Here is a 12409-nt window from a genome sequence, read left to right on the forward strand (position 1 = left end):
CGGACCGTGGCAGGGTCCAGGGCAGCCCCGGCATCGTGGTGACGCGCTGCCGTGCGAGGTCGCGGCCGATCAGCCGGGGAAGTTGCCGAGCTGAGAGTCGAGTGACTTCAGCAGCGGCACGAAATGCTCCTCGTGGCGCACCGCCAGCGCCCGCTGGGCCTCCCGTACGGCGGCCAGGACCAGGTCGGCCAGGCCCTGGGCATTGTCCGGGGCGGCCACGGCCGGGGTGATCCGCAAGTCGGTGAGTACGCCGTTGCTGTCGACCGTGGCCTTCACCGCGCCGCCCCCTGCCGTGCCCTGTACGGTCAGCGCGCTGAACTCCTCCTGGGCACGGGCCAGGTCCTGCTGGAGCTGCCGGGTGTTGTCGAGGAGTCTCTGAAGGCCGGGGCCGCCGTCGAGGTTCACGTCTGCGTTCCGATCGTCTGAAGGCCCGATAGGGGGTGGGGCGCTGGTCCGGCGCCGGGTCAGCGCTTGCTCCACTTCTGGTTGTCGGTGCCGTAGCAGGTCCAGAGCTGGAGTTTTGTGCCATTGGCGGTGTGCTTGTCGGTGATGTCCACGCACTTGCCGATCACGGTGTTCACCAGGTCGTGGGACTTGTTCACCTTGAACTTCTGGGCCCAGCCGCCGTTGCACCGGGCGAGCTGGACGGGGGTGCCGCTGCCGTCGGAGGCGCCCGCCAGGTCCATGCAGAGGCCGTACACCCGGGCCGTGCCGTCGGAACGGAAGTCGATCCTCTGGGAGGAACTGCCGTCGCAGTCCCAGATCTGCAGGCGGGTGCCGTCCTTGGCGGCCGGTGCGGAGATGCAGCGACCGCTGTCGTGGCTGTAGACGGAGATGCCCGGCGCCACGTCCGACTGATCCCGCTGGGTGCTGTTCTGCGGGTTCGTGTCGGTCGAATCGCCCGAGGACGAACCACCGTTGGAGCCGCCCGAGGCCGAACCCGATCCGGAGGCGGGACCGGCGCCGGCCGGGGCCGACGGCGGGGCCGCGGCCTCCGACGGGTCCGCGACGTCGCCACCTGTGCCACCGGATCCCTTCGTGACCGGCAGGCCGTAGGAGCCGCCGCCCGAACCGCCGGTGCCGGGCGCGGCAGCCCTGCCACCGTCCGACTTGTCCGGCGCGGACGCGGTGTTGTGCGGTGCGGGAGTCGCGGCGGCCGGTGAGACGACGTCGGCCGCTGTGGTCTTCTTCTTGCCGGCCGAGTCGGACGGGAGGTTGGCGACGGCGAAGACGACCAGGACCGCTACCGCGGTGAGGGCGCCTGCGGCGACCAGCCACTTCCACGGCCGGGGGCGTGGGTTGGTGCCTTGTGAGGACTTCGTCGTGCGCCGGACGAACGCATCGGCGAAGCGCGAGGAGGCCCCGTCCAGGAGCGAGGGGTCCTGCGGCTTGGGTTGGGGAGGCACTCAGTCTCCTGTGAACTCGGAAACCACGGAGCGGTCATGGAAAAATGATGAGCCGACTGTCGCAGCGTAGCTTAGCGTTCGAGCGCCGTACGACGCACACGGTGTGATGCCGTCTTGAGTCCCTGCGCTACCGGGCGATCACAACAGTGTTCACCCAGTGTTGTGCCGTGCGCGTGTGCTGGTTGACTCGGGTGCTTGCCGCCACAGGTCCGGCAGGGCGAAGGGCCCCTGCTGTCACTCACACAAGTGAAAGGGGTACGGACCGCATCCGTCCGTCCGACCGCAGCGCAAGTGCGAGCGAGGGTGACTCCCCGTGGCCCTCACCGCCCCTGGCCATTGCCGAAACGGCTCCCCCCGGCCAGGGGCGGCCCCCGGTCCACCGACCGCCTCGCTCTGATGATCTACCGGGCCGGATGCGTCGGGAGCCGGTGGTGGCGCGTCACCCCTCACGGCGCGGTCGAGTCGGCCGTGTCCACAGGGAGGGCGGGCAGATCGTCAGGGCCGCGCTGCCGGTAGCCTCCCTCGGCTGGCGTGGCGGGGGAGCGCCGGCCCCCGGCAGCGGGGGTGTAAGTGAGATGTACGGGGGAGAGGCCACCGAGATCGGCCAGGAGGAAGGAGTGGTCCTCCACGATGAGGGGCGAGGACCGCAGTTGCAGGACCGGCCACCGCTCGCAGGAGGAGCCTGTCCGGGCCGTGGGCACGGGTCCGGTCACGCCGTGGGCGGAGACGTCGATACGGTGCGCGGCATCGTCGGGACGCAGCAGGTCCCGGCTCGCCGCCTCCGAGATCCACGGCGCGAGCAGGTACCGGGCGGATCCGCCGCCCGCCGAGACGGTGATCGCGGCCGCGGTGGTGACGCTGGACGAGGAGCGCGCCGGACGCGCCCAGGCCGCCACCGCGCGGGCCACCAGTTCGTCGTCGTCCGCCCGCTCACCGCGGGCCGGCCAAGCGCTGAAGTCGACGCGTGAAGTGTCGGCCCAACCCGGCATGCCACGTCCACCAGACGGACTGGAATATCCCGGTCCGTCTCGTCGAGGGAGCGAGCGGCCGGCTTCCCCTCGTCCTGACCGGCGTCGACACTGCCTGACCGGTCGGTGTCCGGCGGCCCGGAGGAGGGCGCGCCACGCGTTCAAACCGGCGCTCGGCGCACGGGCAGGGCGCTCGGCGGCGTCGCTGTGACACCTCGCGCTCTCACACGCTGTTGGATGGCCCACGCGCGCGGACAGCATCCTTTCAGCACCGCGAGAGAAGGGGCTTGTGATGGCCAGTGAGTTTCAGCGGACCAAGCTGCAGGACATGTTCAACGCCTTCGATGTGAACGGCGACGGCTGCCTGGAGGAGGCGGACTTCGCGGCCCTCGCGACCCGGTGGAGCCGGCTGCCCCGCGTGCGGGCGGACGACGCACTGGCCGCGCGGGTGGAGGACGTGTTGCTGGGGTGGTGGCAGCACCTCTCGGAGGCCGTCGACACGGACCACGACGGCAGGATCGACATGGACGACCTCCTCGCCATGGTCGACCGGCTGCCCACCATGCGGGACGCGGTGGCCGCCACCGCCGATACGGTCTTCGACGCGGTGGACGAGAACGGTGACGGCCGCATCTCGAGGAACGAGCACCAGAGGCTGATCGACCTGTGGCACGGGCAGGGGATCGCGACCGGTGATGTGTTCGACCGTCTCGACCAGGATGCCGACGGTCACCTCGGCCGGTCCGAGTTCGCCGCGCTGTGGATCCAGTTCTGGATCAGTGACGACCCCGCCGAGCCGGGCAACTACGTGTGCGGGCCCGTCGCGGGCCACTCCCTCCGCTGACCGCGGCCCCGGGCGGCCGAGCGGGCGGCGGACGGCACCGTTCGCCGGGGGTCAGCCGTTCTCCGGAGCGATCAGCCAGGCCACGAGGGTGCGCCACCGCTCGGGCCGGTCGGTGTCGCGCGGCCCTACGAGGTAGACCTCCTCGACGAGGTCCTGCGAGCGCAGGTCGTTGCGGGCGGCGAAGGAACCCACGGCGCCGTAGGTCAGGTCGAGGTCGTCGTGCCGTCCCTGATGGGTGGCGACCGCGGCCGTACGCCGCGGCAGGTGCAGCTCGCGCACCGTGCCCGGCACTTCCGGCGGCAGCGGTGCTTCGAAGGGAACGTACACGGTGGCGCGGCCATGGCCTTCGGTGAACAGGGTGTGCTCGTACCGACCGCCCGGCGGCAGGACGGACCGCTCTCCCGCTGCCGCGTCCAGGTCCCGCATGGCTTCGTCGTACCAGTCGAGGCCTGCTCCCTCCGGTACGTCGAGGGACACCGCCAGGACGCGCCGAGCGGGGAGTTCCTCCAGGGCCACCGCCCGCTCCGCCTCCGGGCCGAGGAGTTCCCGGAGCGCTTCGACGGCCCGCTGAGTGCAGCCGAGCCGGTCCTCGAGCCTGCGGAGGTGGGCCGCCACGACCTGCTGCGCGGTGCCGTCGTCCGGCCCGTCCGCGGACTCGGCGGCGAGGAACCGCCGCAGATCCGCCAGCGGGAGGTCCAGGTCACGGAAGCGCCTGACGGTCAGCGCCGGCCGGATCTGCGTGGGGGAGTAATAGCGGTAGCCGGTGTCCGGGTCGACCTCGGCGGGGACGAGCAGGTCCTGCTCGTGGTACCGGCGGAGCATGCGGATACTCAGGTGCGTGATGCGGGAGAACTCCCCGATCGTGAGTCTGTCCGCCATGGTGCGCTCCTCCTCGTGGGCGGCCCGTCGTCCGGCCGCGCGGGGTCAGGGGGTGATGGTCAGCACGCTGATCTTCCCCCGTGCGTCGCGCTCGAAGGCGAAGCGGAGGGTGACCGGGCTGCCGGGGAAGTCCCCGGAGGCCTGTGCGACGGCTCGGCAGGCGGTAGGAGTGCCGGCCACCTCCAGGAGGTCGTAGTCGACGTTCGGCGTTTCTTCGCGCCACCGCCGCACTTCCGCGAGCCCTCTCAGGCTGCGCCCGTCGTCGTGCACGGCGGCGTCTTCGTGGAACAGAGCGATGTAGTGCTCGTGGTCGGGACCCGTCGCCGCGGTGAGGTACTCCTCGACGAAGGCACGGATGTCCTGCACGGCTGTCTCCCATGTCGTGACGGTGAAGGTTCACACGGTGCGGATGGTGCCGCCGTCTACTACGAGCTCGGATCCGGTGATGCCGCCGGCACGGTCCGAGACCAGGAACGCGATCGTCTCGGCGACCTCTTCGGGCTCCGCGGGCCGTCCCAGCGGGATGCCGCCCAGTACCCGCATCAGCTCGTCGAGCGCGGCCTCGCGGGTGATGCCGTTCTCGCTCATCCGGCGTGCCAGCAGACCCTCGGCGCCGTCGGTGCGGATGAAGCCGGGAGCGACCGAGTTGACCCGGACACCCGCCGGGGCCACCTCGTTGGCGAGACCCTTGCTGTACGTGGTCAGAGCACTCTTGGCCGCGGCGTAGGCCAGGGTCGAGTCGTGCAGCGGCATCCGGCGCTGGATCGAGGTCACGTGCACGACCGCGCCCGAACCACGAGCCACCATGCCGGGGACGATCGCGCGGTCGAGCCGGACCGCGGGCAGAAGGTTGAGTGACAGTTCCTGCGCCCACCGCTCGTCGTCGAGCACCGCGTATCCACCGGCCGGAGAGCGGGAGCCGCCCACGACATGCACCAGGATGTCCGGCACGCCGACCAGCTCGGCCACGGCCTGGGACGACGCCTTGACGCCCTCGGATGTACTCAGGTCGGCGGGCACGAAGACCACGTCGGCCGTCTCCGGAGCCGTGCGGGCGATGGAGACGACCCTCGCGCCCGCCTCCCGCAGCAGCCGTGCCGTCGCCAGCCCGGCTCCCTTGCTGCCGCCCGCCACCACGGCGACGCGTTCGTCGAGATCATTGCTGTTCATGTCCGCCAGCGTGGGCCCTCTCCCGGGGGGAGACTCAAGCCCGGCAGCGGCCTGGCTCCGATCCCGTCGAGGCGTCGACACGGCCCCGGGTTCTGGTCGGGGCGTCAGGCAGTGGGCTTCTCCCCGAGTTTCCGGGAGAACGCCGTAGCGGACGCACGCGACGCCTGCTCCACGATGCTGATGCCGACCTCCTGGGTGCTGCAGCCGTTGAGAAGTACCGCCATCAGATAGACGCGGCCTTCATGCTGTATCCGACCGATGCTGTTGACGTCCCATTTCTTGGTCTGGGTCCGCTTGAGCCACCCGTTCTTCAGTGCGGTCGTGCCCGAGTCGGCTGCTGCGGACACGCCCCAGGTCTGGCTTCCCACGACGTGCAGCATCAAGTCCTGGATGTAGGCCCGCGACGCCTCGCTCAGGGGCGACTTGTCGCCGAACACGGACTGGAGCAGGCGTATCTGGTCTTCGGCTGTGGTCTGGGTAACGCCCCACACGGTCCCTGACCCGCCCTGTGTCTGGAACAGGCCGAGCCGTTCGTTGGCGGCGTCGAGCCCCGAGGCGCTGCCTGTCCGGGTCCACAGCGCACTGGTGGATTCGTTGTCGCTCTTCTGGATCATGGCAGCGGACTGGGCGCGCTCCTCGGTGCTCAACCTCCGACCCTGGTCCTGCGCTTGAAGCAGCAGGGTCGCCAGGATGTCCACCTTGACGATGCTGGCGGTGTCGAAGGCGTCGTGTCCGTACGTCGCCATGGCACCGCTCTCGACATCCAGCATCGCCACGGACATCCGGTTGTCGCCGAAGAGCGCGGTCACGGGCGCCAGAGCCGGTCCGAGATCGAACGGTTTCCCTGTCGAGGAGGGCGACGGCGACGGTTTTGGCGCGTCCGCAGGCGCCTCGCCTGCCTTCGCCCGGGCCGAGACGGCCGATGGGGACGGAGCCTTTGGCCGGGCGGACGCGGACGACTCACCGGAGTCGCTCCCGGTGATGGCATAGGTGGTGGCACCGCCGATCACGATCACGACCGACGTGACGGTCCACGTTATGCGGCGTCGCCTGGCCCTGCGGCGACGTCGTTGCTCCCGGCGAGAGCGGCCGCGTCGCCGAACAGGTGGGGTCTCATGCACGGGTGAGATGATAATCGAATCAAAGTTCGAGATCGCTAGGCATCTCGACGGCGCGTCCATTCCCGGTCGTCGCCCGTTTCCCCGTTCCGAACGGCGAGAGACACCTCACACTTTACCGGCGTCACATATCAGGTCACGGATGGTCCAGTAGGGGTGTAACGGCGGAACAGTCATGAGCTGGGACCGACCGACTTACGCCCACGAAGGAGGTTCCACTGTCATGAGCGCACTCACCGACCTTCTGTCGGTCGACGGCATCCGGCTCGACGTAGAAGCGGAGGACTGGAGGTCCGCCGTTCGCGCGTCCGGGCAGGTGCTGGTCGACGAGGGCATCAGTACGGCCGAGTACACCGAGGCGATGGTACGGAACGTCGAGGAGAACGGCCCGTACATCGTCATCGCCCCGGGGTTCGCTCTGGCCCACACCCGCCCCTTCGAGGCGGTGCTGAAGACCGGCATGTCCTGGGTGAGGCTGGCCTCCCCGGTGGCCTTCGGTCACGAGACCAATGATCCGGTGCAACTCGTCGTGGGGCTGGCCGCCGTCGACTCCCAAGCGCACACGGCGGCGCTTGCGGCGCTGGCGAAGATACTCGCCGACGGCGACAACGTCCGTGCCCTTCAGCAGGCGACGAGCCCCGGGGAAGTGCTGCGGGTGCTCGAGGGCGAGTCAACCGGCGCCGACGGCCAGGGCGGCTCGCGGACTGCCGCGGCCAAGGACGCCGCTCCGGCCCCTTCGGAGCACAAGATCCTCACCGTCTGCGGCAACGGCGTGGGAACCAGTCTGTTCCTGAAGAACACCCTGGAGCAGGTGCTCGACCGCTGGGGCTGGTCCCGTCAGGTGTCGGTGGAGGCCACCGACACCATCTCCGCCAAGGGTAAGGCGTCGGAAGCCGTCGCCATCCTCACCTCTCAGGAGATAGCCAGAACGCTGGGTGACGTCGGCATCCCTGTGAAGGTCGTCCGCGATTTCAGCAGCACCACCGAGGTCGACGCGGTCCTGCGCGACACCTACGACGTGTGACAAGAGAGAACCTGTCATGGACTGGGTCATAGACATAGCGAAGTTTCTCGTCAACGAGATACTCAGCCAGCCCGCCTACCTGATCGGCATCATCACCGCGGTGGGGCTGGCCGCTCTGAAGAAGTCCGTCGGACAGACGGTCGGCGGCGCCATCAAGGCGACCTTGGGCCTGCTGCTGGTCGGGGCAGGCGCGGGGCTGGTCAGCTCGTCCCTGGATCCGCTGGGCCGGATGATCCAGGGCACCACCGGCACCCACGGGGTGATTCCGACCAACGAGGCCATCGTCGGCATCGCGCAGAGCGAGTTCGGTGCCCGGGTCGCCTGGCTGATGATCCTCGGATTCCTGGTCAGCCTGGCACTGGCCCGGTTCACGCCGCTGCGCTACGTGTTCCTCACCGGCCACCACATGCTGTTCATGGCGACGCTGCTGACCATCGTCATGGCCACCGCCGGGCAGGGCTCGGTCGCGGTGGTGCTCGGCGGCGGCGTGCTGCTGGGCATCCTGTTGGTCGCTCTCCCGGCCTTCGCCCATCCCTGGACGAAGAAGGTCACCGGCAACGACACATTGGCCATCGGCCACTTCGGCACCGCAGGCTACATCGTGTCCGGCGCCACGGGGCAGCTCGTGGGCAAGAACAGCCGCAGCACCGAGGAGATGAAGCTGCCCGAGGGGCTGCGCTTCCTGCGTGACTCCATGGTCGCCACCGCTCTGTCGATGGTTCTCATCTACCTGGTGATGTCCCTGCTGTTCCTGGCCAAGGTCGGTCAGGACGCGGCGTTCAAGGCGTTCGCCGGAAGCGGCGGTGACCCGGCGGCCAACGTGGGCAACTACATCATGCAGTCGGTGATGCAGGGCCTGCAGTTCGGTATCGGCGTCGCGGTCATCCTCTTCGGTGTCCGCACCATCCTCGGCGAACTGGTGCCCGCCTTCCAGGGCATCGCCAGCCGAGTGGTGCCTGGTGCCAAGCCAGCCCTGGACGCCCCGATCGTCTTCCCGTACGCGCAGAACGCCGTGCTGATCGGGTTCATCTTCAGCTTCCTGGGCGGCCTGACGGGTCTGGCGGCGCTCATCTGGGTGTTCAACCCGGCCTTCGGGCTGGCCCTGGTGCTGCCCGGCCTGGTGCCGCACTTCTTCACCGGTGGCGCGGCCGGTGTCTACGGCAACGCCACCGGCGGACGTCGCGGCGCCGCGGTGGGCTCCTTCCTCAACGGTCTGCTGATCACGTTCCTGCCGGCGATCCTGCTCAAGGCGCTCGGCTCGTTCGGAGAGGCCAATACGACGTTCGGCGACGCCGACTTCGGCTGGTTCGGTGCCGTGCTCGGCAGCATCGGCAAGCTCGACGGAACCGTGGGTCTGATCGGCATGCTGATCTTCGGTCTGATCATCCTGGCCGGTGCCTGGATCATGCAGACGAAGGTCGTGGACCGTGGCTGGATCCCGGGCGGTGGCATCACCGCCGCCCCCGCGGAAGCGGCCGCCGTCGTTCCCGCGCAGGCTGCGGGGGCGGCGACGTACGCGAAGGTCGCCCCACCGCGCGGCGCTCCCACACCACCGCCCGCTCCCTGAGCGGTCGTTGTCGCTTCGCCGGGTGGCGGCCGGACGCGAAACACGCCCGGCGCGACTGACGGAGCCAGGCACTGGGGGCGTCGCGCTCTACGGGGATGGCCGGGGCAGGCGCTGTGACGTCTGCCCCGGCTCACGCGGTGCTGGTCTCCGCTTCGGGGCCGGGTGCGGGCGAAACTCGGCGGACAGCCAGCTCTGCCGGCTCCGGGAACGCGGGACGGCCCGCCGCGTGTCAGCGGCTGGCCTCGAGGAATGCGATGTGGTGTGACGTATCCGGCGCCCTTCGGACCGCAAGCGACGCCTCAGACACGTTGAGCGGATGGTCTGCAGCCGGTGAGTAACCCCTTCACTCACCGTTTCGCCCGTCGGGCGGCCGGGGGCTCTCCCGGCCGACCGCCCGACGGTGCTCTGTGTGAGCGTCGGGCACTCAGGCGGTGGCCTGCGCCGCCTCGTTGATGAGGCGCGCGACATCGCCGGGACGCGAGACGCTGACCGCGTGCGAGGAGGTGAGGCTCATGACCGTGGCCTTCGCACGTTCGGCCAAGAAGATCTGGTTCTGCGCCGGGATGTTGCGGTCCTCGGTGGCCACGAGAACCCACGAGGGGATGTCCTTCCACGCCGCGGTCGAGGCGCCCTCCCCCAGCGCGGCATCGGCCACGGGCCGCTGGATGGCTGCCATGACCGCGGTGATATCCGCGGGGACGTCAGCGGCGAGACTGTTGATGGAACGCGCTCTGCTCGATGTAGAGGTCCGCGGCCTGGCTTCCGTCGAGCAGCGTGACAGGCACCGGGCGGAGCACGTCTGCGAGTGTGCTGCCGGGGAACTTGCCGGACAGTGCGACGGCGCTCTCACCCACTTCGGGCAGGAAGGCCGCGGCGAAGACGAGCGCCTTGACGTTGTCCAGTCCCTTCGCGGCGACGCTCATGACCGAGCCGCTGTAGGAGTGGCCCGCCAGGACCACGGGGCCGTCAATGGCGGCCACGAGTTCCCTCACGTACGCGGCGTCGCTGGTCAGGCCGCGCAGCGGATTGCTTGCGGAGACCACCTTGTAGTCATGGGACTGGAATATTTCACCCCGCCGTTCCAGCTGGACGAGTCCGCGAAGGCGCCGTGGACGAGTACGACGGTGGGCTTCCCTGATGTCATCGGGTTGATCTTTCCATTGTCCGTGCGAGGACTGTGTCACTCATGGCATGCCCTCTCGGGTAAATGTTCCGGAACATCCTTTTCACCCCATGAGACCGCACGGAGGTTTGATGTGTGACGCACCCCGCTACCGGAGATGTCCGTGGCGCGTTGGGTACACCGTCACAGCCGGAGGTTGAGCGCCCGGCCAGCCACCTCCGGGCCCGGTCTGCCTGATGGCCGACGGTCGCGTTCCATGCGCCGAGGAGAGCGTGCTCGCCACCGCGGGCTTCGGCCTGGCCGCCGGCGGACTGAGTCTCGTCAGGATGTCTTCGCCGAGTTCGCGGCCCGTGGTGGCAACGGGAGAAGGCACTCTCCACGGAGTACCGGATCCTGCACCTTGAAGAGCAGGGTGACAACGCCACCGCGATGCTCTACCGCCGCATGAGCGACTCCGCCGCCCCCTTCATTTCGGGCCGTCAAAGGTGTTGCTGTGACGGCCGTGCCCTCCGGCACCTCGAAACTCGGCGAAACCTTGTCACAGACGAGGCCCTTGATCGGTCCGTACAGTGACTCCGAGTGGGACAGGTGACACTGTGCGTTTGGCTCTCTTAGTTTCCCGTGCATCAGGGATGGCGCGCGCGGCACATCGAGCTGCGATGGCTCTCCGCGTGACTGTGCGGGGCCGGGCACCGCGCTCGGAAGCCTCGGTCGGCAGCATCACACCGGGACCGGGTTGGCAGCACGTGGGCGGTCCCTTCCTCAGCCGGGCCCACTGTCTCACCGCGCTGGAGGCCTACCGGGCCCACGACCCGGGACGCGCGTACCGGTACGGCACAGACGGCGAGGGCACCTGGAATGTGTATCTCAAGGCGCTTCCGACGTACGGGCCGGACGGCACCGGCACCACGTCGAGCGGGCGCGGCCGCCCGGCCCTGCGGATCGTCCGTCCCGAAGAGCACTGACCGACGGCCGCGACGGTTCCGGGCCCGAAGCTCACTCCTCCCTCCGGTCAGGCCCCCGGGGCTACGGAACCGCCACGGTCGGCCCGCCCGGGGCTACGGATGCGCTAGAGGGCCTCACGTATCGGCCCACGGCATTCCAAGGGCGCCGCAGGAGGACACAGGGCGTGTACTGGGAGAAGGAATGGGCGGAGGCCGGACTCACCCACCCTCCCAGCGACCGCTTCGCCCGCACGACAGCACGAGGAAGGCGATCCGCCGGTCGGCACTGCAAACGCCCCGTGTCTCTCAAGAGGGACGGTAACCAATCCAAGGGGTAGACCAGAAACGGCGCCGTCGGATCAGCCTACGGAACTCGCGCCTCGTTCCTCGGAGCGTGGTCGCGCCCCGACCACCGGGAGCAGCACTCGTTGGGCATGTCGGTGCTGACGTCACCCGGCAAGTGCCGGGCCGTCGCGGAGCCGTCCGGTGAGCGTCGGCACGGGAACCGGTGGGAGGGCGGCGAGACGTGCTTCGAGCTCCGCGTACGCATCGGCGCCGGGCGCGAAGCCCAGTCGGTGCCGGTAGAAGTGGACCACGACGTCGGTGTAGTCGGGGTTGGCGAAGGCCCTCGCGGGCCGATCCAGGTCGCGTGCGTGGAAGGCCCACCCGGGAGAGTTGTGCTCCCAGATGACCCGAGCGACCTCCCGGGGATCGGCGGCCAGACCGGCACGGCTCCGTTCGGTGAGGAAGGAGCAGAAGTACCAGAAGCCCGCCTCGCGTTCGGGCGGGAGGGGCCGCGTCGCGGCTCCGATTCCTGAATGAGATAGCCGTTCACCGAGACCAGGCCGAGGACGCGCTCGGGCCACAGGGGTGCGGGGACGCACGCGGTGCGCCCTCCCCAGTCGTAGCCCGCGAGATAGGTCCGTTCGACGCCCAATGCGTCCATGAGGGCGAGGACGTCGGCGCCAAGCGCTGCCTGTTGTCCGGAACGGGGAGTCGACGGCGACAGGAAGGCCGTGGGTCCGTGGCCCCGCAGGTAGGGGACCACGACGTGGAAACCGTGTCCCGCCAGCAGCGGGGCCACGTCCACGTAGCTGTGGACGGTCGTAGGGGAAGCCGTGCAGGAGCAGGACGGTGTCACCGTCCTCGGGGCCCGCCTCGTGGTAGGCGACGTTCAGGACGTCCGCACGCGCCGGAGGGGGTCAGTGTCTGGCGTTCTCGCATGGTGCTCCTCTGCGCTCCGCGTCAGGGGGGACGGGCTGGAAACCTCGCCGAACAGCTCCTCGGGAACGGCGAGGTTACGGATCACAGACCCCATACTCGTCGCAAGAGTGACAAAGGGGTCGACACCAGGGGCGGGAGAGGG

At 69.4% G+C, this 12409-nt stretch carries 12 protein-coding genes and 2 pseudogenes; 4 read left to right on the top strand and 10 right to left on the bottom strand.

Features of this window, described 5'->3' with window-relative positions; all coding sequences use genetic code 11:
- Positions 1-69 precede the first annotated feature (69 nt).
- The 3 genes from ACGH7X_RS39010 to ACGH7X_RS39020 form a co-directional block, all read right to left on the bottom strand.
- Positions 70-405: a YbaB/EbfC family nucleoid-associated protein gene (locus tag ACGH7X_RS39010; RefSeq protein WP_399895268.1), complete on the bottom strand. Its 336-nt coding sequence runs from the start codon at positions 403-405 to the stop codon at positions 70-72.
- Positions 406-464: 59 nt separating this feature from the next.
- Positions 465-1406, bottom strand: coding sequence for a ricin-type beta-trefoil lectin domain protein (locus ACGH7X_RS39015; protein WP_399895270.1), 942 nt, complete (start codon positions 1404-1406; stop codon positions 465-467).
- A gap of 446 nt (positions 1407-1852) precedes the next feature.
- Positions 1853-2395, bottom strand: a complete 543-nt coding sequence (locus ACGH7X_RS39020) for a hypothetical protein (protein ID WP_399895273.1) — start codon at positions 2393-2395, stop codon at positions 1853-1855.
- Between the two features lie 271 nt (positions 2396-2666).
- Between ACGH7X_RS39020 and ACGH7X_RS39025 the strand changes: the two genes are divergently transcribed.
- Positions 2667-3218 carry an EF-hand domain-containing protein gene (locus ACGH7X_RS39025; RefSeq protein WP_399895276.1) on the top strand — a complete coding sequence of 184 codons (552 nt, stop codon included), beginning with the start codon at positions 2667-2669 and terminating at the stop codon, positions 3216-3218.
- Between the two features lie 51 nt (positions 3219-3269).
- Here the strand turns inward: ACGH7X_RS39025 and ACGH7X_RS39030 are convergent, their stop codons facing one another.
- The 4 genes from ACGH7X_RS39030 to ACGH7X_RS39045 form a co-directional block, all read right to left on the bottom strand.
- The gene (locus tag ACGH7X_RS39030; protein ID WP_399895279.1) at positions 3270-4097 is read right to left on the bottom strand and encodes a MerR family transcriptional regulator; all 828 of its coding nucleotides are present in this window, start codon (positions 4095-4097) and stop codon (positions 3270-3272) included.
- A 45-nt stretch (positions 4098-4142) separates the two neighbouring features.
- Positions 4143-4463 (bottom strand): nuclear transport factor 2 family protein, encoded by a 321-nt coding sequence (locus ACGH7X_RS39035; RefSeq protein WP_399895282.1) that lies wholly within the window; start codon positions 4461-4463, stop codon positions 4143-4145.
- A 30-nt stretch (positions 4464-4493) separates the two neighbouring features.
- Entirely contained in the window at positions 4494-5267 is a 774-nt protein-coding gene (locus ACGH7X_RS39040; protein WP_399895285.1) for an SDR family oxidoreductase, read from the bottom strand.
- A 104-nt stretch (positions 5268-5371) separates the two neighbouring features.
- Positions 5372-6388 (bottom strand): serine hydrolase, encoded by a 1017-nt coding sequence (locus ACGH7X_RS39045; RefSeq protein WP_399895287.1) that lies wholly within the window; start codon positions 6386-6388, stop codon positions 5372-5374.
- A gap of 220 nt (positions 6389-6608) precedes the next feature.
- Between ACGH7X_RS39045 and ACGH7X_RS39050 the strand changes: the two genes are divergently transcribed.
- A complete protein-coding gene (locus ACGH7X_RS39050; RefSeq protein ID WP_399895289.1) occupies positions 6609-7409 on the top strand; it encodes a PTS sugar transporter subunit IIA in 801 nt (266 codons plus the stop codon).
- Between the two features lie 16 nt (positions 7410-7425).
- Entirely contained in the window at positions 7426-8976 is a 1551-nt protein-coding gene (locus ACGH7X_RS39055) for a PTS ascorbate transporter subunit IIC (protein WP_399895291.1), read from the top strand.
- Between the two features lie 424 nt (positions 8977-9400).
- Here ACGH7X_RS39055 and ACGH7X_RS39060 read toward each other — a convergent pair.
- Positions 9401-10120: pseudogene (locus tag ACGH7X_RS39060) on the bottom strand (alpha/beta fold hydrolase).
- Positions 10121-10845: 725 nt separating this feature from the next.
- On the opposite strand from ACGH7X_RS39060, the gene ACGH7X_RS39065 reads away from it, so the two are divergent.
- A complete protein-coding gene (locus tag ACGH7X_RS39065) occupies positions 10846-11064 on the top strand; it encodes a hypothetical protein (protein ID WP_399895293.1) in 219 nt (72 codons plus the stop codon).
- Between the two features lie 428 nt (positions 11065-11492).
- Here the strand turns inward: ACGH7X_RS39065 and ACGH7X_RS39070 are convergent, their stop codons facing one another.
- Positions 11493-11927, bottom strand: coding sequence for a hypothetical protein (locus ACGH7X_RS39070; protein WP_399897788.1), 435 nt, complete (start codon positions 11925-11927; stop codon positions 11493-11495).
- 2 nt (positions 11928-11929) lie between these two features.
- Positions 11930-12184 (bottom strand): annotated as a pseudogene (locus ACGH7X_RS39075) (alpha/beta fold hydrolase); the annotation flags it as partial.
- Positions 12185-12409: the final 225 nt, after the last annotated feature.

This window comes from Streptomyces sp. BBFR51 (genome assembly GCF_044591655.1).
GTDB lineage: Bacteria > Actinomycetota > Actinomycetes > Streptomycetales > Streptomycetaceae > Streptomyces.

Excerpts from the sequence above, each read along its gene's own strand:
- ACGH7X_RS39030 (WP_399895279.1), bottom strand. The coding sequence starts at position 4,097 with ATGGCGGACAGACTCACGATCGGGGAGTTCTCCCGCATCACGCACCTG.
- ACGH7X_RS39055 (WP_399895291.1), top strand. The coding sequence starts at position 7,426 with ATGGACTGGGTCATAGACATAGCGAAGTTTCTCGTCAACGAGATACTC.
- ACGH7X_RS39040 (WP_399895285.1), bottom strand. The coding sequence starts at position 5,267 with ATGAACAGCAATGATCTCGACGAACGCGTCGCCGTGGTGGCGGGCGGC.
- ACGH7X_RS39050 (WP_399895289.1), top strand. The coding sequence starts at position 6,609 with ATGAGCGCACTCACCGACCTTCTGTCGGTCGACGGCATCCGGCTCGAC.
- ACGH7X_RS39020 (WP_399895273.1), bottom strand. The coding sequence starts at position 2,395 with ATGCCGGGTTGGGCCGACACTTCACGCGTCGACTTCAGCGCTTGGCCG.
- ACGH7X_RS39025 (WP_399895276.1), top strand. The coding sequence starts at position 2,667 with ATGGCCAGTGAGTTTCAGCGGACCAAGCTGCAGGACATGTTCAACGCC.